The 20,316-nt window shown below is 40.0% G+C and carries 17 protein-coding genes; 16 read left to right on the forward strand and 1 reads right to left on the reverse strand.

Annotation, left to right across the window (positions count from 1 at the left end; genetic code table 11):
• Positions 1 to 59: 59 nt before the first annotated feature.
• The 3 genes from G611_RS0100915 (at position 60) to G611_RS13480 (ending at position 3,736) form a co-directional block, all read left to right on the forward strand.
• Positions 60 to 962, forward strand: a complete 903-nt coding sequence (locus tag G611_RS0100915; protein WP_028242002.1) for a carbohydrate ABC transporter permease — start codon at positions 60 to 62, stop codon at positions 960 to 962.
• A gap of 3 nt (positions 963 to 965) precedes the next feature.
• Positions 966 to 2,084 (forward strand): glycosyl hydrolase family 8, encoded by a 1,119-nt coding sequence (locus tag G611_RS0100920; protein ID WP_028242003.1) that lies wholly within the window; start codon positions 966 to 968, stop codon positions 2,082 to 2,084.
• 116 nt (positions 2,085 to 2,200) lie between these two features.
• The gene (locus G611_RS13480; protein ID WP_051194990.1) at positions 2,201 to 3,736 is read left to right on the forward strand and encodes a DHH family phosphoesterase; all 1,536 of its coding nucleotides are present in this window, start codon (positions 2,201 to 2,203) and stop codon (positions 3,734 to 3,736) included.
• Here G611_RS13480 and G611_RS0100930 read toward each other — a convergent pair whose 3' ends face one another.
• Positions 3,737 to 4,099 (reverse strand): hypothetical protein, encoded by a 363-nt coding sequence (locus G611_RS0100930; RefSeq protein ID WP_028242004.1) that lies wholly within the window; start codon positions 4,097 to 4,099, stop codon positions 3,737 to 3,739. It lies immediately after the preceding gene.
• 125 nt (positions 4,100 to 4,224) lie between these two features.
• Here G611_RS0100930 and pepF point away from each other — a divergent pair, with 125 nt between their 5' ends.
• From pepF to hypE, 13 genes are all read left to right on the forward strand, one after another.
• On the forward strand, positions 4,225 to 6,021 hold the full coding sequence (gene pepF / locus G611_RS0100935; RefSeq protein WP_028242005.1) for an oligoendopeptidase F: 1,797 nt from the start codon (positions 4,225 to 4,227) through the stop codon (positions 6,019 to 6,021).
• A gap of 24 nt (positions 6,022 to 6,045) precedes the next feature.
• Positions 6,046 to 9,564 carry a DNA polymerase III subunit alpha gene (locus G611_RS0100940; RefSeq protein ID WP_028242006.1) on the forward strand — a complete coding sequence of 1,173 codons (3,519 nt, stop codon included), beginning with the start codon at positions 6,046 to 6,048 and terminating at the stop codon, positions 9,562 to 9,564.
• Positions 9,565 to 9,662: 98 nt separating this feature from the next.
• The gene (gene pfkA / locus G611_RS0100945; protein ID WP_028242007.1) at positions 9,663 to 10,652 is read left to right on the forward strand and encodes a 6-phosphofructokinase; all 990 of its coding nucleotides are present in this window, start codon (positions 9,663 to 9,665) and stop codon (positions 10,650 to 10,652) included.
• Positions 10,633 to 11,439, forward strand: a complete 807-nt coding sequence (locus tag G611_RS0100950) for a TrmH family RNA methyltransferase (RefSeq protein ID WP_028242008.1) — start codon at positions 10,633 to 10,635, stop codon at positions 11,437 to 11,439. Before pfkA ends, G611_RS0100950 begins: the two co-directional genes overlap by 20 nt.
• Positions 11,440 to 11,530: 91 nt before the next feature.
• The gene (locus tag G611_RS0100955) at positions 11,531 to 12,001 is read left to right on the forward strand and encodes a hypothetical protein (protein WP_028242009.1); all 471 of its coding nucleotides are present in this window, start codon (positions 11,531 to 11,533) and stop codon (positions 11,999 to 12,001) included.
• Between the two features lie 30 nt (positions 12,002 to 12,031).
• Entirely contained in the window at positions 12,032 to 12,295 is a 264-nt protein-coding gene (locus tag G611_RS0100960; protein WP_028242010.1) for a hypothetical protein, read from the forward strand.
• A 3-nt stretch (positions 12,296 to 12,298) separates the two neighbouring features.
• Positions 12,299 to 13,669 carry an MATE family efflux transporter gene (locus G611_RS0100965; protein ID WP_028242011.1) on the forward strand — a complete coding sequence of 457 codons (1,371 nt, stop codon included), beginning with the start codon at positions 12,299 to 12,301 and terminating at the stop codon, positions 13,667 to 13,669.
• Positions 13,670 to 13,751: 82 nt separating this feature from the next.
• Positions 13,752 to 14,432, forward strand: coding sequence for a GTP pyrophosphokinase (locus tag G611_RS0100970; RefSeq protein WP_036947764.1), 681 nt, complete (start codon positions 13,752 to 13,754; stop codon positions 14,430 to 14,432).
• Between the two features lie 61 nt (positions 14,433 to 14,493).
• The gene (locus G611_RS0100975) at positions 14,494 to 15,351 is read left to right on the forward strand and encodes an undecaprenyl-diphosphate phosphatase (RefSeq protein WP_196801521.1); all 858 of its coding nucleotides are present in this window, start codon (positions 14,494 to 14,496) and stop codon (positions 15,349 to 15,351) included.
• Between the two features lie 200 nt (positions 15,352 to 15,551).
• Positions 15,552 to 17,813 (forward strand): carbamoyltransferase HypF, encoded by a 2,262-nt coding sequence (gene hypF, locus G611_RS0100980; protein WP_036947656.1) that lies wholly within the window; start codon positions 15,552 to 15,554, stop codon positions 17,811 to 17,813.
• 82 nt (positions 17,814 to 17,895) lie between these two features.
• A complete protein-coding gene (locus G611_RS0100985) occupies positions 17,896 to 18,105 on the forward strand; it encodes a HypC/HybG/HupF family hydrogenase formation chaperone (protein ID WP_028242015.1) in 210 nt (69 codons plus the stop codon).
• Positions 18,105 to 19,148: a hydrogenase formation protein HypD gene (gene hypD, locus G611_RS0100990; RefSeq protein ID WP_051194991.1), complete on the forward strand. Its 1,044-nt coding sequence runs from the start codon at positions 18,105 to 18,107 to the stop codon at positions 19,146 to 19,148. Before G611_RS0100985 ends, hypD begins: the two co-directional genes overlap by 1 nt.
• Before the next feature lie 166 nt (positions 19,149 to 19,314).
• Positions 19,315 to 20,316, forward strand: a complete 1,002-nt coding sequence (hypE, locus tag G611_RS0100995; RefSeq protein WP_028242017.1) for a hydrogenase expression/formation protein HypE — start codon at positions 19,315 to 19,317, stop codon at positions 20,314 to 20,316.

Raw genomic sequence — 20,316 nt, forward strand, 5'->3', positions numbered from 1 at the left:
TGGATCAGACAATTAATATTGCAAGTGCCACTGGAAAAATCAAAACCAAGGAGGTCGCTATGCAAAAAGCTAAAAAGCGTAAGAAAATTTCAGGTGCTGATTTAGCATTTAGAATTTGTAACGGCTTATTCATGATTATATTTGTTGTTGTTACACTTTATCCTGTACTCAACACTTTAGCAGTTTCATTAAATGATGGTACTGATGCTCTTAGAGGTGGTATTTACCTTTGGCCTAGAGTGTTTACATGGAAAAACTATGAGACAGTTTTGTCTAAAGATAACCTTATTACAGGTGCTGTCGTTACTGTAGCAAGAACTTTAATAGGAACAGCTCTTGCTCTTGTAACAAATGCCATACTTGCATTTATCGTTAGCCGTAAGGACTTTATCTTCGCTAAGCAGGTATCACTGTTTTGGGTAATTACAATGTATGTTAATGGTGGATTGATTCCTACCTTTCTTCTATTTAAATCCCTCGGTCTTACAAACAGCTTTGCTGTATATGTAATTCCTGGAATGCTTTCTGCCTTTAACATGTTAGTTATTAGAACCTATATGAGAGGTATTCCTGACAGTTTGGAAGAGTCTGCACAGCTTGATGGTGCTGGCTACACAACAATCTTCCTAAAAATCATTTCTCCATTATGCAAGCCAGTTTATGCAACTGTTGCACTCTTCGTTGCTGTAGGACAGTGGAACTCATGGTTCGATGCAATGCTTTATAACAGAATGGCATCACAGTATACAACATTACAGTACGAGTTAATGAAGCTCCTTTCTTCAGTATCTAACCAGAGCTCATCAGCCGAGGCTATGAAGAACGCAGGCGAAGGTTCTGTAACACCAACATCTGTAAGAGCAGCAGCAACTATTGTAACGATGCTTCCAATTATTTGTATTTATCCATTCTTACAGAAGTACTTCGTAACAGGACTTACACTTGGTGGTGTAAAGGAGTAATACATGCGTAACGTCTTTTTAGAAATTGGAAAATCTCATGAGGAAATTGATGCTCGCGTTGAAGAGACATTTAATGAGATTTTTTATGGCGATAATAATTTTTATGGCACCACAGAAGATGGTTCCATGGGATATCTCATCGATACGGGTAACAACGATACCCGTACCGAGGGAATCTCCTATGGCATGATGATGTGTGTCCAGCTTGATAAGAAAAAAGAATTCGACCAGTTATGGAACTGGGCAATGACAAACATGTATCTTGATGAGGGAGAAAACAAGGGATACTTTGCTTGGTCAGTGGCAACTGACGGAAATAAAAATGCTTTTGGACCAGCTCCTGACGGAGAAGAATTCTTTGCAATGGCACTAATATTTGCCAGCCACAGATGGGGCGATGGCGAAGGTATTTATAACTACAGCCATCAGGCAAAAGAGTTGCTTAAAACATGTATCCATCATGAGGAGCTTTATGGTGGACACAACATGTGGACAGATGATGGATTAATCAAGTTCGTACCAGGACTTGAATTCACAGACCCCTCATATCATCTACCACATTTCTATGAATTGTTTGCAGAAAATTGTTATGAAGAGGATAAGGACTTCTGGAAAAAAGCTGCAGCTGCAAGTAGAGCTTATTTACAGAAGGCATGCCATCCAGTAACTGGTCTTTCTCCAGAATACAGCTACTATGATGGAAAGCCATATCCAGACCACGAGCATTTTGGTGGACGTCATGATTGGTTCTACAGTGACGCATATCGTACAATTGCAAACATAGGATTAGCTTATGAGTGGGAATCAAATGATCCCGATTTTGATAAATTTTGTAGAAATGCTGCAAATAATTTACAACGCTTCTTCTTCACTCTTCCCTCTGATAAAAACAGAGGTATATATGAAGTAGACGGCACAGTTCTTGAAGGCAACGCTCTTCATCCTATAGGCTTGACTGCTACAATCGCTCAGGCGACTTTAGCAGCGGATGGGGAGTATGCCTTACGTGCCGTCGAAGAATTTTGGAACACACCACTTAGAACAGGGGAGCGCAGATACTTCGACAATTGCTTGTACATGTTTGCAATGCTTGCTTTAAGTGGAAAATATAAAATATATTAATCGATTCAGTGTAGGAGTACCTTTAATGGTGCTCCTGTTTTTTTATAGGTAGATTAAACCATTAATAATTGTTATAATATATAACGATTTAAGTTTTGTTTGGAGGAAAGCTTTTAATGAAACTCTCCCAATTATTAGAGTATGACAACATAATAGTTCAATGTCACAATAATCCAGATGCTGACGCTCTTGCATCAGGTTTTGCTGTGTTAAAATATTTGGTTCGTAATGGAAAGAATGCTAAGTTCGTATATGGCGGGAATTTTGAGGTTGCCAAAAGTAACCTTAAGCTCATGATTACAGATTTAGCTATTAATGTTAGCTTCGTGAAAACTCAGGAAGGCCTTGCTGAGCTTTTGGGCTTGTCAGAGGGTGAAATACCAGATTTACTGGTTACTGTAGATGGCCAGTATGAGGAAGGCAATATACAGAAGTTTGAAGCGAAAAATATTGCCATTATAGATCATCATCAGGTGGAAGGTCCCCTTCCAGCACTTTCAGAGGTTAGATCATATCAGGCCAGCTGCGCCACTGTAGTGTGGGATTTGCTTAGAGCAGAGGGCATAGATGTTAACGAGGATATTAAGCTATCCACAGCCCTTTATTATGGACTTTTAACAGACAGTAATAATTTCTCTGAGCTACATCATCCAATAGACATGGATATGCGTGATGAGCTCAAATTCAGTCAAGCTATTATTACCAAATTCAAGAATTCCAACATTTCTCAAGAGGAGCTTCGTATTGCAGGAATTGCACTATTAGGCTCTGAATATTACAAGGATAACCATTACGCTATAGTTAAAACAGATCCTTGTGACCCTAACATTCTTGGTATTATTTCAGATATGCTGTTAGAGGTTGAGGATGTTGAATGCTGCTTAGTTTATTCAATCCACGAAGGTGGAATCAAAATATCTGTTAGAAGTTGCGTTAAGGAAGTAAAGGCAGATGAGCTGGCGCAGTTTATATGTGAAGGTGTAGGAAATGGCGGTGGCCACTTAATTAAAGCAGGCGGCTCCATCCAAAGAAGACTATTAGAGCTTCAGGAATTGGAATACACTCCTGCGGCTATCCAACAGTTTTTCAGAAGTAGAATGCAGGATTATTTCTATGATAACGATATTATTTACGCCAGTGATTACAGCATCGATACATCAGACATGCAGCGTTACGCCAGAAAATCCCTTAAAGCAGGATATGTAATTGCTACTGATATATTACCAATAGGAGTAAATGCAACTATTCGTACTATCCAGGGTGATGTTAAATTCGAAGTTGAAAAAGATACTATTATCGTTATTGGTATTCGTGGAGAAGTCACTGCAATATCCAAGAAGCAGTTTGATAAATACTTCATTGAGGATTCATCTGAATACGTTTATCCAGGTGAATACATTCCTACAATTAAAAGCGATATAGATGGAAGAAATGTAGAAATAACAAAACATGCCCACAGCTGTTTAACTGCGGGCAATAGTTACATGTTTGCTAAAGAAATAAATAATAGAACCAAGGTATTCACTAAGCATGACCCAGAGAATTATTGTCTTGGTAAGCCTGGCGATTATATTGGCGTATTAGAAGGTGACACATCTGAAATATTTATCTTTGAACGTGACATCTTCAAAAAAATGTTTGATCCAATTTAACTAGAAAGACACAATACAAAATCCATCCTTCAGGCCTTCAATCTGCAAGTAAGATTTTACATCAAGAACACGCTTTGTCAGTTTGTGGCCTGTCTGGGTGAAACCATCTGCTTCCACTTCATTAAAGGTAATGTCGTTACCATCTTCAATACCGCGTCGATCTGTTACGTGATACTTTACGACGCCACTTGCGATTCGTGCAAATTCAGCCTTGGAAACAATAACACTTACTTCAACATTACCACCTGCAGCACCGGTTTTAAGAGTGTTTGTATCAGCAAAAAACTGACGGCCAAGCTCGTCCTCTTTGTTTACGTTCATAGCTTCGTTTAATCCCTTAATTAGATCCTCTCTACCTGCCATGGCGCCCTCCTAATTAACAAAAATTTTCATATTAAGTATTATTAGAATACAATGTATCTTTGAAGAAACTGTGATAGAATAGTGAAAGATTGTACTAATTAAAATTAATTATTGGAGGAAGAATAATGGCAAAGGAATTGATGTCTAGAGACCAGGTAAAGGTTGAAGATACCTGGAATGTTAAGGATGTATATGAAACAGAGGAACTATGGGAAGCTGATTTAAAGCTTGTTAATGATAAGCTTGAGGACCTTAAAAAGTTCGAAGGCAAGGTTTGCGAAAGTGCTAAGACACTTCTTAAGGTATTAGAGGAGACAGCTTTCGTAGAGGAGAAAGTAGAGAAGGCATATTTTTATTCAGCAAGACTTTTTGATGAAGATCAGGGAAATTCTAAGCATAGAAGCATGAACCAGAGAATGGTTTCTTTGTATGCAAAAATGGAATCAGATTTGTCATTTATCACTCCAGAAATATTAGCTTGTGACAGCGCAAAGCTTGAGCAGTTCTACAGCGAGGAGGCTGGACTTGAGCTTTACAAAAATGAGATTAAGGAAATCGTTAGATTAAAGGCTCACACATTATCAGCAGAGCTTGAAAAGGTTGTTGCCATGACAGCAGAAATGTCAAACACACCTGGAGAAGTATATGAAGCATTCACAAACATCGACCTTACATTTCCTAATGTAAAGGATGAAAACGGTGAAGAGTCAGCTCTTACAAACGGTAATTTCGTTCCATTTTTGATGTCAGCTGACAGAAAAGTTAGAGAGAACGTTTTCAAGACTTACTATGGCACAATGAAGGGCTATTTAAATACATTTGCTGCAGCTTACAGCGGCGAAGTTAAGCAGCGTATGTTCTATTCTCGCGTTAGAAATTACGAATCAAATCTTAAGGCAGCTGTTGATGCAAACAACGTATCACCAGAGGTTTACGATAATTTAGTTAAAACTGTAAACGCTAACTTGGATAAGCTTCACGCTTATGTATCTCTTCGTAAGAAGTGCTTAGGCGTAGATGAGCTTCATATGTACGATATCTACACACCTATGCTTGCAGATGTTGCAAAGAAGGTAACATACAAGGAGGCTCAGGAGACAATCTGCAAGGCCCTTTCAGTGTTAGGTGACGATTATGTAGCACTTCTTAAGGAAGGCTTTGCTAACAGATGGATTGATGTATATGAGAACAAGGGCAAGCGTGGCGGAGCTTATTCTGACACAGCATACGGCGTTCATCCATACATGCTTTTAAACTATCACGATACCTTCGATGATATGTTTACAACAGCTCACGAAATGGGCCACAGCATGCACAGCCATTATTCAAATGAAGCACAGCCATTTATCTACTCACACTACAAGATTTTCGTTGCCGAGGTAGCATCTACTTGTAATGAAATCCTCTTATTAGAGTACTTACTTAAGAACTGCACTGACAAAAAGGAGAGAGCTTATCTTCTTAATCACTATCTTGATAGCTTCAAGGGTACAGTATATCGTCAGACACAGTTTGCAGAATTTGAAAAAATCACAAACGAAATGGTAGAAAAGGGCGAGAGTCTTAACGCTGAAAACTTATCGTCTTTATATAAGGACATTAATGCGCGTTATTATGGACCAGATATGATTTCAGACGATGAAATCGCATATGAGTGGGCACGTATCCCTCACTTCTACTACAACTTTTATGTATATCAGTATGCAACCAGCTTCTGCGCAGCAGTAGCCATTGCAGAAATGATTCTTAAAGAGGGTGAGCCTGCAGTAGCACGCTACAAGAAGTTCCTTTCATCTGGCTGCACAGATGCACCAGTAGAGCTTCTTAAGATAGCTGGCGTAGACTTAACCACTCCAGCCCCAATCGAAGCCGCCCTCGGCAAGATGGGAGACATCGTCGACGAACTCGCGTCATTAGTATAAAAATTATATGAGTAGAGGTATTTAATGAGTTTTGTACATTTACACACCCATACAGAGTATTCACTGCTTGATGGGTCCAACAAAATAAAGTCTTATGTTGCCAAGTGTAAGGAGATGGGCATGACAGCAGCAGCCATCACCGACCACGGCAACATGTACGGCGTAACAAAATTCTATGATGAATGTATGGCCCAGGGTATTAAGCCAGTCATAGGCTGCGAAGTCTATGTGGCTCCAGGGTCTAGATTCGATAGAGAAATGGTAAAGGGTGAGGATAGATACTATCACCTTATTTTGCTTGCCGAAAATGACTTGGGTTACCACAATCTTATGAAAATCGTTTCCATCGGATTTGTGGAAGGCTTTTACTATAAGCCACGTGTAGATTTCGAAACCATAGAAAAATACCACGAAGGAATCATCTGCTTGTCAGCATGTCTTGCAGGAGAAGTAGCAAGAGCTTTGGCAAGAGGTGATTATAATGAAGCAAAGAAAGTAGCAATCAAATACAGGGATTGCTTTGGAGCTAATAACTATTTCCTTGAAATGCAGGATCATGGTATCGCAGAACAAAAGGATGTTAACCAGGGTCTTCTTCGTCTTTCTAAGGAAACAGGTATCCCTCTTGTAGCAACAAACGATTGCCACTACACAAATAAAGAGGATGCAGCCAGCCATGATGTATTGCTTTGCATCCAGACAGCAGCAAGACTTGACGATGTTGATAGAATGCGCTTTGAGACAGAGGAATTCTACGTTAAGTCTGAAGAGGAAATGCTAGAAATTTTCCCTTATGCAAAGGAAGCTGTGTATCGCACAGCAGAAATTGCAGAAAGATGTAATGTTGAGATTCAGTATCATATCGCGGGCCTTCCTCCATTTGAGGTGCCAGAAGGATATAATGCCTGGACATATCTTAACAAGCTTTGCTTTGATGGTTTGAAGGAACGCTACGGTGAGGAATCTGTTAAGTATGAGGAGCGTCTTACCTACGAGCTTAACACCATCAAGGAAATGGGTTACGTGGAATACTTCCTTATCGTATGGGATTTCATTAACTATGCCAGAACCCACGATATCCCTGTTGGCCCAGGACGTGGTTCAGCAGCAGGAGCTCTTATCAGTTACACCACAGGTATTACAGATATCGATCCAATGAAATACAATTTGGTATTTGAGCGATTCTTAAATCCAGAGCGTGTATCCATGCCTGATATTGATACCGACTTTGACCCTGAGGGCCGTGAGGAGGTTATCGATTACGTTCGTAAGAAATACGGAGATGATTGCGTAACTCAGATTGTTACCTTCGGTACACTTAAGCCAAAGAGTGCCATCCAGGATGTTGGTAGAGCCATGGGACTTCCAATCCCATATACAAACAGCATCAAAAAGCTTATACCAGATTCCATCCCTGACAAGAAGGTTACCATCGAAAACGCTCTTTCATATAGCCCTGAGCTTAAATCCTTATACAATGAGGACCCTCAGGTTAAGGAGCTTCTTGATTATGCCATGTCATTAGAAGGTCTTCCAAGAAACACTGGTGTCCATGCAGCAGGCGTTGTTATTTCAGGAAAGCCTACTGTAGAATACATGCCACTTGCTCTTGGAAAGGGCGATGTTATCATCACTCAGTACGAAAAGGAGGTTATCGAAGACATCGGTCTTCTTAAGATGGACTTCTTAGGCCTTCGAAACCTTACAGTTATTAATGACACTATAAAGCAGGTTGAAAAGAACTACGGCAAAAAGCTTGATTTACACACTATCGATTACAATGATAAGGGTGTTATGGAGCTTTTCGCAGAAGGCAAAACCGATGGTGTATTCCAGTTTGAATCAGCAGGAATGAAGGGGTTACTGAAACAGCTTAACCCTACCCAAATCGGAGATTTAATCTTGGCCAACGCCGTTTATCGACCAGGCCCAATGGATTTCATTCCTAACATCATCGAATGTAAAAATACAGGAAAACAGTCGCCATTTATCGAAAGATTTCCTATTCTTAAGGATGTGCTTTCTGATACATATGGCTTCCCTGTTTATCAGGAGCAGGTTATGCAGATTATGACAACCTGCGCCGGCTTTACAATGGGTCGTGCTGATAACGTAAGACGATTCATGAGTAAGAAAAAGAGAGACAAGCTTGCAGCAGAGCGTCCAGCATTTGTGCAGGGCTGCTATGAAACAAATAAAATCAGTGCCGAAGATGCAGGTTGGTTGTTTGATCAGCTTATGCCTTTCGCTGAGTACGGATTTAACAAATCCCACGCTGCAGCTTATTCATATGTTGCAGTTCAGACTGCTTACCTTAAGAAATATTATCCTTTGGAATACATGGCTGCGTTGATGACATCAGTTCTTAACAGCAGTACAAAGATAGCAGCATACATTGCAGAATGTAGAGAATCTGGAATCGAATTGCTTCCACCAGATGTTAATTATGGTGAAGCAGATTTTTCTGTTGATAATGGCCGAATCCGTTACGGACTTTCCGCTATCAAATCAGTAGGTGGCAGCACAGTCCTTTCTATAATAAAGGAACGTGAGCAAAACGGATTGTATCGTGATCTTGAGGATTTCATTAACCGTATTAGTCAGTACGATGCTAACAAGCGTACCGTGGAAAACCTTATTAAAGCAGGTGCTTGTGATACCTTAGATGGAAATCGTCACCAGAAGATTCTTGTATATCAGCAGATTATGGATTCTGTTAACCAAAATAAAAAGAATTCTATGGCAGGCCAGATGACACTGTTTGATTTTGCCAATGATGAGCAAAAGGAGGAGTTAAAAATATCTCTTCCTAAGGTAGATGAATTTCCTAAGGAAGTTCTATTAGCATTTGAGAAGGAACTAATGGGCGTGTACGTTAGCGGCCATCCTTTGGATGATTACATTTCTATTTTAGAGAAAAACGTTACAGCTCATGCCAGCGAATTTATGTCTGACACAGAGGAATCAGATGATGCAGCAGCTTCTATGGATTCAGCCTCTCAGTTCGCATCTATCAAGGATGGAGCAGAGGTTGTAGTTGGTGGTATCATCATGGATTCTACTGTTAAATACACTAAAAACGGAAAAGCAATGGCCTTCATAACATTAGAGGACTTATCAGGTTCCCTTGAGGTCATCGTTTTCCCAAATAGCTACGAAAAAGCCCGTTCATTTGTTGTTGAAGGAAACAAGGTCTTTGTTAAGGGGCATGTTCAGAATGAAGATGAGCGAGGAGCAAAGCTTATTTGCGATGATATTAAATCTTTCGATGATTGTAAGCGAGAGGTTTGGATTCAGTTTGCCAATAAAGATGCCTATACAAATGGAGAATCTAAGCTTTTAGATTCAATCCGCGAAATGGATGGAAATGATTCTCTTGTAATATATCTTACAGAAGAAAAAGCTGTTAAGAGAATGGGAGCAAACTGCAGTTTATCAGCATCTGAGGATAATCTGACAGCACTTCGTGGATTATTCGGTAACGACAATGTTAAGGTTGTTGATAAGAAGGTGGAATTTGCTTCTAATAGAAGAAGATATTAGATTTTTTTATATGTTTTATATTGAAAACGTTCCCAAAAGAGGATAAAATAAGATGGATTTATTTTGAAGAGGGATACAATTTAGGAGGATTTATTGAAATGGCAGATAAGATAAACTGTATAGGTGTTCTTACATCTGGTGGCGATGCTCCTGGTATGAATGCTGCAATTCGTGCGGTTGTTCGTCAGGCTATTGCTAGAGGTAAGACAGTTAAAGGTATTAGAAGAGGTTACGCTGGACTTCTTTCTGGCGAAATTATAGATATGAATGCACACAGCGTGTCTGAGACAATTCAGCGCGGTGGTACTATTCTTCAGACAGCTCGTTGTCTTGAAATGCTTGATCCTGAATATCAGGAAAAGGCAGCTAAGAACGCTATCGCAGCAGGTATCGATGGCCTTGTAGTTATCGGTGGTGATGGTTCTTTCAAGGGAGCTCAGAAGATTTCTAAGTTCGGTATTAACACTATCGGTCTTCCAGGTACAATCGATCTTGATATTGCATGTACAGAATACACTATCGGATTTGATACAGCTGTTAACACAGCTATGGAAGCTATCGATAAGGTTCGTGATACATCTACATCACATGAGCGTTGCTCAATCATCGAGGTTATGGGTCGTGGCGCTGGTTATATCGCTTTATGGTGCGGTATTGCTAACGGTGCAGAGGATGTTCTTCTTCCAGAGCGTTATGATTACGACGAGCAGAAGCTTGTTAACCATATCATCGAAGGACGTAAGAAGGGTAAGCAGCACCATATCATCATCAATGCTGAGGGTATTGGTCATTCAACATCTATGGCTAAGCGTATTGAAGCAGCTACAGGTATTGAAACACGTGCTACTATCCTTGGTCACATGCAGCGTGGTGGTTCACCTACATGTAAGGACCGTGTATATGCATCTACAATGGGTGCTATGGCAGTTGACCTTCTTTGTGAAGGAAAGACAAACCGCGTAGTTGGTTACAGACATGGTGAGTTCGTTGATTTCGATATCGACGAGGCACTTGCTATGAAGAAGGACGTTGACGAGTATCAGTACTCACTTTGCAAATCTTTGAACAATGATTACAAGTACGAATAATAATCAAATCAAAAATATAATTGCACTTAACAAAAAAGCCAGAGAGCGTAAAGCTCAAAGGCTTTTTGTGGTTGAGGGTATTAGGGCAGTAGCAGAGGTTCCAGGAGAATTACTTACTGCTGTTTTTTGCGTTGAAGGCTTTGGCTCTACCGAAGAGGGCAAGGCGTTTCTTAAAGAAATCGCTAACAAAGCTAATAATATTTCCGTTGAAGAGGTGGCCACTAACGTTTTCAAGTCCATGTGTGACACTGTTACACCTCAGGGGGTTCTTGCAGTTGTTAAAATGCAGGACTTCACATTAGATGATGTGTTAGGAACAGGCAAGGATGCAAACGCACATATTGTTATTCTTGAGACATTACAGGATCCTGGAAACATGGGGACAATCATTCGTACTGCCGAAGGAGCAGGCGCTACAGGAATCATTATGAATTCCACATCGGTGGATTTATATTCACCAAAGGTAGTTCGTTCCACAATGGGCAGCATTTTTAGGGTCCCACATCTTTGCGTGCAGGATTTAGCGGGCACCATTAAGGAATTAGAGGAAAAGCACGGCGTTTCAGTATATGCCGCTCATCTAAAAGGGGAACGTTTTTATGATGAGATGGATTTTACAGGCCCTACAGCTTTTATGATAGGAAACGAAGGTAACGGACTTACAGATGAAACAGCTGAGCTTGCGACAAGCTATCTTAAGATTCCGATGGAAGGACAGCTTGAATCGCTTAATGCGTCTGTGGCAGCTAGTTTGCTTATGTACGAAACACACAGACAAAGAAAATAGGTTTTTGGGTTAAATTATAAAGGGATAATTGTATAGGATGGTTTGGGGTATGACAAAAACGAGGTTTCGACAGAAAAAAGGCGAAGAAAAAATGAGAGTCTCATTTGATCTTGATGAGGTATTGTTTGTTTCGCCTCTTACACACAAAACAGAGAAACCTCTACATTTTCCGTTCAATTTAATATATAAAGAAAGACTTAGGTTAGGAACACCAGAGCTTATAAATAAGCTTCAACAGCTAGGATACGAAGTTTGGGTTTATACATCTTCATATAGAACAGAAAGATATATAAAAGGACTATTTAGTCACTATAAAGTCCATTTTGATGGTATAATAAACGCTCAACGTCATCTTAGGGAAGTACAAAGGGATAACAAAACCATACTTCCACAGAAGTTACCAAGCAGATATCGAATATCATTACATATTGATGATGAAACTGTTGTATGCAATATGGGTGCACAGTATGGATACAAGACATATCAGCTTGATGCTCAGGATGATGAATGGAAGGACAAAATATTACAGAGAGTAGAGCACATTAAAAATTTGCCTAGATAATAGTGGCTGATTTGCTTAGAGGTTAATGTTATGCGTATATGGTTTAAATCATGGAAAGACAATCACATGCTCCATGACTTTATGGTGGAGGATGATTCTGAGGAAACTCGTACACATAAGATTTTTAACGCTGTTGAGAAAGCGTGTTATGAGTTTGATACAAGTAAGCCGGTTTGGCTGGATTCTACAATCAGAGAATTCAAGCGTCACGGTAAAGCTAGATTTAGCAGTGATAATTTTGTAGATGATATTCCGTTTGATTACTTAGAGATACACGTTATAGAAGAGGACTAGTAGATGAATAAAAAATCGGTTGATTTGTTGAATGGTTCAATTGTTAAGGGGATGATACAGTTTTGCATCCCCCTTTTTATTGGTCAACTTTTGCAGCAGCTCTATAATATTGCTGACGCATGGGTTGTAGGAAATTTCGCCGAAAGCAATGCATTTGCTGCCATTAGTTCTGGCGGTGCTCTGAGCTTTTTTATTGTAGGATTCTTCGGAGGAATGGGCGCTGGTGGAGGAATAATAATCAGCAGATATTTCGGAGCAAACGACAGAGAAAACGTGGTTAATTCTATTCACAGCAATGTTTTGTTTGCTATTATTTGTTCTGTTGTTGCAACAGCAGTGGGACTTATATTTGTGCCATTGATGCTTCATATAATCGATACACCAACCGAAGTTTTGCCTTATAGCTTACAGTATTTCAGAATATATTTTGGCGGTATAGCTACAATAGTTTTGTATAACACATTCATGAATATTATGAGATCCGTGGGAGACAGCTTCCACCCTCTTATTTATTTGTTAGTGTCATCTGTTATTAATGTAGTGCTTGATTTATTGTTTGTTGCATACTTACATACAGGTGTTGTTGGTGCAGCAGCTGCAACAGTAATATCCCAGGGAATCTCAGCATTACTTTGCTTTATCAGACTCCTTAAGACTCCAGATTACACAGGTGTTAAGCTGTCAAAGATTTTTATTTGGCATCCTAAAATTATTCATCAGATTCTTGTTCAGGGACTTCCTATGGGATTACAGAATTCTGTAATTTCTATTGGAAATATCGTTGTTCAAAAGAACATAAATGCATTTGGTGCTCATGCCATGAACGGAATGGGAGCCTACGCTAAGATAGAAGGCTTCGTATTCCTTCCTATCAACAGTATATCCATGGCTGTTCCTACATTTATTAGCCAGAATTTAGGGGCTCGCAAGTACGACAGAGCTAAGCAGGGAGCTAGATTTAGTATAGTAGTTGGCGTGGTATTAGCTGAAGTAATTGGATTATTATTCTATCTATTTGCTGATCCACTCCTTAGTATATTTATAAAAAATCCACAGGATATTTTGTACGGCCACATGCAGGTTGCTACATGCGCATTTTTCTATTGCCTATTGGCGTATTCTCATTGTGCAGCAGGTGTAATGAGAGGGGCTGGCAAATCAATTATTCCTATGGTAACAATGCTTACCTTCTGGTGTGGAATTAGAATTGTTTATGTTACTATAGCGGTACATTTCATTCCTAAATTTACTACTATCAGTTGGTGCTATCCAATCACCTGGGCATGCTCAACTATCGTATTTACGATATGGCTTTTAACACATGATTGGACTCACGCATACGACACACAGCACGTGTGGCATCAAAATTTATAAAGAGTTTATAATTATTTTGGGAATTTTATGGTATTATTAAATTGAAATAATATTGGGGAGGTGATTCACAGTGGATGCGTCAATGTTTCCTGATGATGGTGTTAATTCATGGAATACCGTCATGTTGTTGTACGAATCAGCTATTAAAAAATTTCGTACCAAGGTTGAAATCTTAAATGATGAATTTCAGCAGGTACATCAATATAATCCTATTGAATACATTAAAACTAGAGTAAAAACTCCAGAAAGTATCGTTAAAAAGCTTAAGAAGCATGGGTATGATATTTCTATCCCTAACATGATTGAGTATTGTAACGATATCGCAGGTGTTAGGATTGTTTGCTCGTTCACATCTGATATTTATCAGATTGCAGAAATGATAGGTCGTCAGGCTGACGTAACAGTCATTTCTATCAAGGATTACATTAAGAATCCAAAGGCTTCTGGATACAAGAGCTACCATATGCTTGTTACTATTCCTATCTATCTGTCAGATAAGACAGTTGATACAAAGGTGGAAATACAGATTCGTACCATCGGAATGGATTTCTGGGCAAGCTTGGAACACAAAATTTACTACAAATTCGAAGGTAATGCTCCAGATTATATCAGCCGCGATTTACGTGAGTGTTCTGAAATCGTGTCGATGATGGATACTAAGATGCTTCAGCTAAATGATGCTATCATGCAAACAAAGCATCAGGAGGAAGAAAAGCTTAAGGCACAACGAAGGCATAAGAATAACTGGAAAGAAAATATTTAATGTAATATAATATGAGCTGTCGTGAGTAACGGCAGCTCATTTTTTTATGGAGGATAATTTTATGTTAGAGATATTAAAAGCAATATTATTTGGTATTGTCGAAGGAATCACAGAATGGCTTCCTATCAGTAGTACAGGACATATGATTCTTTTGGACGAAATCATTAAGCTTGATGTTTCAGAGGAATTCTACAGCATGTTCCAGGTAGTTATTCAGCTTGGCGCAATCCTTGCAGTAGTTCTTATCTTCTGGAATCAGATTTGGCCATTTGGTAAAAAGAACAACAAGGCTCCTTTATCAAAAACAGGTATCGGCGCATGGATTAAGACAGACATCTTCGTGCTTTGGTTCCACATTCTTGTATCTTGTGTTCCAGCAGCAGTTGTTGGACTTCTTTGGGATGATTTATTTGAAGCACTTTTCTACAACTACACTACTGTAGCAATCATGCTTATCATCTTTGGTGTAGCATTTATCGTTGTTGAAAACATGAAATCTGGTCACAGCGCTAAGATTAATGCAGTAGCAGATATCACATACACAACAGCATTTTTAATTGGTATGTTCCAGCTTATCGCTGCTATTTTCCCTGGCACATCACGTTCAGGAGCAACAATCGTAGGTGCACTTTTAATCGGAGTATCACGTACAGTTGCGGCAGAGTACACATTCTACCTTGCAATCCCTGTAATGTTCGGCGCCAGCCTTCTTAAAATCCTCAAGTTTGGATTTTCATTCACAGGAATGGAGGCAGCCATCCTTATTGTTGGTATGGTAGTAGCTTTCGCAGTTTCAATGTTCGTAATCAAGTTCTTAATGAGCTATATCAAAAAGCACGACTTCAAGGTCTTCGGATGGTACCGAATTATCCTTGGTATCGTTGTCCTTGCCTGCGGCATCGCAGGTTTAATCGGCTAATACCTTAGGCTGAGTGACATGTCGAGAAAGGCTCTAGGCCCTATCTTATTTGCCACTACACTTGCTAAGTAAAATTAAAAAAGTGAGTTTCACATATTATATGTGAAACTCACTTTTTATTTTACTAAGCTGTCATACAAAGTGAAATATCCGTTAGAAAGTGTTAAAATAGGCAAAGACTATTGTTGAAGGAAAGTTTGATGATTAGGAAATATACAATTAAGGGCTTGGTGCAGGGAATTGGGTATAGACCTTGGGTGGCCAAGCTTGCTGATGAACTTAATATAGAAGGATATGTTAGAAATACTGGTGGCATTGTAACTGTGGTGGCAGTAGGAGATGAGTCAAAGCTTGATGAGCTAAAGAACAGGCTTAGTCAGGATGTGCCAACAGGTGGATTTGTCACATCCATAGATGAGGAAGAGCTTGATGATGTAAAACTTCCTGAGGCTAATCAGTTTAAGATTGTGGAATCTGATAGTGATGTAAAGGCTAATCTACCTCTGATACCTGCGGATATTTGTACCTGTGATAAATGTAAGGCGGAATTGCTAGACCCTAACAACAGAAGATATTTGCATCCATTTATTAGCTGTACTATCTGTGGCCCTAGATATTCCATAATAGAAAGATTGCCATACGACAGAGACACTATCACTATGGGTGATTTTAAGATGTGCCCAGAGTGTGAGAAGGAATATACAGGAAAGCTAGATAGAAGACGCCATGCTCAGACTATTGCCTGCAAGGCTTGCGGTCCAAAGCTTTCATTTGAGCAGGTGGCAGGAGTAGAAAAAGCTAAAGATACATTTGATAAGGCAGTAGATGTTATTGCAGAAGGTGGAATCCTGGCGGTTAAGGATATCGGAGGATACCATCTGTGCTGCAATCCATTTGATGAAAAGGCTGTGGCAGCCCTTAGATTATTAAAGCATAGGGAAGCTAAGGCATTTGCTGTGATGTTCCCTGATGTGGATTCTATCAGGGACTATTGCAAGGTAAATGACCAGGAGCAAAAGCTTTTGGAAGGGCCAGCCAGACCAATCGTTTTGTTAAAACGTATATACGATAATAAAAAGAAGCTTGCAGATAACGTATGCCTAACAAGCCCATCGATAGGGGCCATGCTTCCATGTAATCCAGTGCAGATTTTGCTGGCTGAAAGACTTGGACCAATCATTATGACCAGTGGAAATGCCAGTGGTGATGTGCTTGAAACAGATGATGATAAGATGCTTAATTGGCTTAAGGAAAGAGCAGCATCAAAGGAGTTAGGGGATATTTCGATAGGAATCCTTAGCCACAACAGAAGAATCCTTCGTCCAATGGACGATTCTGTAATGAAGGTGGTTTGTGGTAGACAGCAGTTCATAAGACGTGCAAGAGGTTATGTTCCAAACCCTATCAGTGTGGATATCTCAGGAGATTTGTTTGCAGCAGGTGGAGATCTTAAATCCAGCTTTTGCTATGTAAAAAATGGATTAGCCTATGTGAGCCAGTATTTAGGTGATATGGAATCAGTTAGCTGCCAGCATTTCTATCAGAATGAAAAGGCAGCCATGGAGCGTATATTTGGATTTGCACCAGAGGTTATGGCTGTAGATAAGCACCCTGGATATTTCAGTAGAAGAGTAGGTGAAGAAGCTGCGGCAAACAATAATCTACAGGCTGCTGAGATTCAGCATCACAAGGCTCATGTGGCAGAGGTTATTGCGGAACATAAGCTTAAAGGGCCAGTGCTTGGATTTGCTTTTGATGGAACAGGCTTTGGTGATGACGGCAGCATTTGGGGAAGTGAAACCTTCCTTTGGGATGGTGTTTCTCAAATGAATAGAATTGCTCATCTAAAGCCTATGAAGCTTATTGGAGGAGACGAAGGCGCTAAAAACTGCGATACCATATTAAAGGGAATGCTTCATAACTATGGTATGCAGCTGTCAGCTGAGGAGTCTATGGAGCAGCAGCTTATAAAGGCAGCTATAGATAACAACATAAACACAGTTACATCCACATCCATGGGAAGACTGTTTGATGCAGTGTCTGCCCTCCTTGATATTTGTCACTATAATTCCTATGAGGGACAGGCTCCTATAGAGCTTGAAAACATAGCCACATTAACTGATGAGGTATATCCACTTACAATAGATGAAGGTGGGGATACCAAAAAGCTCTTTGAGAATATCGTATATGCGATATCAAATGGAGTAGATAAGAGTCAATTGGCAAGAGGCTTTATTATTGCAGTATCAGATTATATTGTAAAAATAGCCCAAAGTAATAAAGACAAATTAGATGATAAAAAACAGATAGTCTTAGCAGGTGGAACCTTCCTTAATCGCATCCTTTTGGAGGATGTAATAGGAAAGCTTGAAAAGGCTGGATTTAATGTATATACTGCCGAACAGCTCCCGCCTGGAGATGGTGGCATTTGTTTAGGTCAGGCCTACCTACTTTCAAGGTAAGTCTGCTCAATATTTTGTACAATATAAAGGTTTAAATTGTGCTAAACTAGTAGCAGTAAGTTAGTTATAAGAGGTAATGATTATGTGTGTAGCAATACCAGGTTTAGTTAAAAAGAAAAAAGATGGAAAGGTCACTGTAGATTTCAACGGTAACGAGGTTGAAGCATATGCAGGACTTGTTAATGTCAACGAAGGAGATTACGCATTAGTACATGCAGGTTGCGTTATCCAGACATTAAAGAAGGACGAGGCCGAGGAAATATTAGAGCTCATGGGAGGCCTTGAGGGCTAATGGAAATTACAGAAATCGTTGACTTTTTACGAAATTACGATGGTAGAAAAATCCGTCTTATGGAAGTGTGCGGCAGTCACACTCATGCCATTGCAAAGCATGGTATCAGGGATTTGCTATCACCTAACATAGAGCTGTTGTCAGGACCTGGTTGTCCTGTTTGTGTTACTCCAACAGCCTACATTGATAAATTAATAGAACTTAGTCTTGAAGAGGGCACAACAGTTGCCACATTCGGAGATTTGCTTAGAGTACCAGGCTCCAAGGAAAGCCTTAACGAGGCAAAGGGACGTGGCGGCTCTGTTGAAATGGTTTATTCACCTATGGATGTATTAGGACTTGCTAAGGAACATCCAGATAGAAATTATGTGTTCGCTGCCGTTGGCTTCGAAACAACAGCGCCAGTATACACATTACTTTTAGATAATGCTCAGGCAATGAATCTTACAAACATTCGCATTCTTACAGCACTTAAAACAATGCCAGGTGCTATTTCTTATTTGTGCGACCACGGCGCAGCCATCGATGGCTTTATTGCGCCAGGACACGTAAGTGCCGTTACTGGAGCAGATTATTTTAATGCTTTAGCTGACAAATATCAGATACCATTTGCAGTTTCAGGCTTTGGTGATCAGGAGCTTGTTATTGCAATCTACGGCTTGGTTCAGATGATTATAAAGAATCAGCCACAGGTTAAGAATTACTATACATCAGTTGTAGATGCCGGTCAGAACGATATCATCACAGCGCAGTTAAACAAATACTTTGAGCCAGCTGATGTAGTATGGCGAGGCATGGGAGTTATCCCAGGCTCAGGCTTAATGCTTAAGGAAGAATATGCTAGCTTCGATGCTGGAAGCGCAGGCCTAGACGAAGACAACAAGCGTAACAAGGCATGCCGCTGCGGCGACATCCTTATGGGCAAAGCAAAGCCTACCGACTGCCCACTTTTTGGCAAAGTATGCACCCCAATGTCACCAGAAGGCGCATGCATGGTATCCGAGGAAGGCAGCTGCTTCAATGCATACTTGGTGAAACGTTAACAAGCTATTATTGTTTCGAACGAGACATTAGTCGCGTGAATATTTAACAAATTTAAGTGAGCTTCGTAGTTAACAAGCTATCATAATTCTGAAGGAGACATTAGTCGACGTAAGAATTATGATGCTTGTTAGCGTAACGAAGCGGACTAAAGTGGAGATATAAAAGATGGATAAGATTATTATGGAGCATGGCTCAGGTGGCCGTGCAACTGGAGAATTAATTAGAGAAATATTTGAGGCACAGTTTAATAGTGATGTACTTTCAGAGATGGAGGACGCTGCAGTAGTCCCAGGCGATGCAACAATCGCTATGACTACAGATAGCTTTGTCGTAACTCCATTGGAGTTCCCAGGTGGAGATATCGGAAGATTATGTATCTGCGGTACAGTTAACGATTTGTGCATGAGAGGAGCAGTTCCTAAATATATTACTTGTGGATTTATCCTTGAAGAGGGCGCAGATGTAGAAACTCTTAGAAGACTTGTTAAATCCATGGCGGAAACAGCAAACGAAGCTGGCGTTAAGATTGTTGCAGGCGATACAAAGGTTATCGAAGGAAACGGCGGAATCTATATTAATACAGCTGGTGTAGGATTTGTTCCAAAGGGCGTTGATATTAAAGCAAAGAATGCCACAGCAGATGATGTAATCATCGTATCTGGTAACGTAGGTGACCATCACGCTACAGTTCTTAGCCAGAGAATGGGCATCAAGAACACTATCGTCAGTGATAATGCACCACTTCAGGAGATGGTAGGAAAGCTTACTTCAAACAACATTCCTGTGCATGTACTAAGAGATGTTACAAGAGGTGGTCTTGCAACAGTTTTAAAGGAGCTTGCATTATCTAGCAGCCTTACATTTGAAATTGCTCAGGATAGCCTTCCAGTGGACCCTCAGGTTCAGTCATTCTGCGGATTGTTAGGACTTGATCCATTATACATGGGAAATGAAGGTAAAATGGTAGCCATCGTTCCTAGAGAATACGCTGATAAGGCAGTAGAGCTTATCAAGAGCAGCAAATATGGTGAGAACGCTTGCATCATTGGTGAGGTTAAGAATCCTGCTGATGATTCTGAAAAAGGCGCTCTTGTTATGAAAACAAAAATAGGTGGACGAAGATTTTTGGATATTCTTCAGGGCGAGGGATTGCCTAGAATCTGTTAA

It is taken from the genome of Pseudobutyrivibrio ruminis AD2017 (assembly GCF_000424305.1).
Classification (GTDB): domain Bacteria; phylum Bacillota; class Clostridia; order Lachnospirales; family Lachnospiraceae; genus Pseudobutyrivibrio; species Pseudobutyrivibrio ruminis_B.

Excerpts from the sequence above, each read along its gene's own strand:
- G611_RS0100915 (WP_028242002.1), top strand. The coding sequence starts at position 60 with ATGCAAAAAGCTAAAAAGCGTAAGAAAATTTCAGGTGCTGATTTAGCA.
- hypF (WP_036947656.1), top strand. The coding sequence starts at position 15,552 with ATGATTAGGAAATATACAATTAAGGGCTTGGTGCAGGGAATTGGGTAT.
- G611_RS0100960 (WP_028242010.1), top strand. The coding sequence starts at position 12,032 with ATGCGTATATGGTTTAAATCATGGAAAGACAATCACATGCTCCATGAC.
- G611_RS0100985 (WP_028242015.1), top strand. The coding sequence starts at position 17,896 with ATGTGTGTAGCAATACCAGGTTTAGTTAAAAAGAAAAAAGATGGAAAG.
- pepF (WP_028242005.1), top strand. The coding sequence starts at position 4,225 with ATGGCAAAGGAATTGATGTCTAGAGACCAGGTAAAGGTTGAAGATACC.
- G611_RS0100950 (WP_028242008.1), top strand. The coding sequence starts at position 10,633 with ATGATTACAAGTACGAATAATAATCAAATCAAAAATATAATTGCACTT.
- pfkA (WP_028242007.1), top strand. The coding sequence starts at position 9,663 with ATGGCAGATAAGATAAACTGTATAGGTGTTCTTACATCTGGTGGCGAT.
- hypD (WP_051194991.1), top strand. The coding sequence starts at position 18,105 with ATGGAAATTACAGAAATCGTTGACTTTTTACGAAATTACGATGGTAGA.
- G611_RS0100955 (WP_028242009.1), top strand. The coding sequence starts at position 11,531 with ATGAGAGTCTCATTTGATCTTGATGAGGTATTGTTTGTTTCGCCTCTT.
- G611_RS0100920 (WP_028242003.1), top strand. The coding sequence starts at position 966 with ATGCGTAACGTCTTTTTAGAAATTGGAAAATCTCATGAGGAAATTGAT.
- G611_RS0100970 (WP_036947764.1), top strand. The coding sequence starts at position 13,752 with ATGTTTCCTGATGATGGTGTTAATTCATGGAATACCGTCATGTTGTTG.
- hypE (WP_028242017.1), top strand. The coding sequence starts at position 19,315 with ATGGATAAGATTATTATGGAGCATGGCTCAGGTGGCCGTGCAACTGGA.
- G611_RS0100975 (WP_196801521.1), top strand. The coding sequence starts at position 14,494 with ATGTTAGAGATATTAAAAGCAATATTATTTGGTATTGTCGAAGGAATC.
- G611_RS13480 (WP_051194990.1), top strand. The coding sequence starts at position 2,201 with ATGAAACTCTCCCAATTATTAGAGTATGACAACATAATAGTTCAATGT.
- G611_RS0100930 (WP_028242004.1), bottom strand. The coding sequence starts at position 4,099 with ATGGCAGGTAGAGAGGATCTAATTAAGGGATTAAACGAAGCTATGAAC.
- G611_RS0100940 (WP_028242006.1), top strand. The coding sequence starts at position 6,046 with ATGAGTTTTGTACATTTACACACCCATACAGAGTATTCACTGCTTGAT.
- G611_RS0100965 (WP_028242011.1), top strand. The coding sequence starts at position 12,299 with ATGAATAAAAAATCGGTTGATTTGTTGAATGGTTCAATTGTTAAGGGG.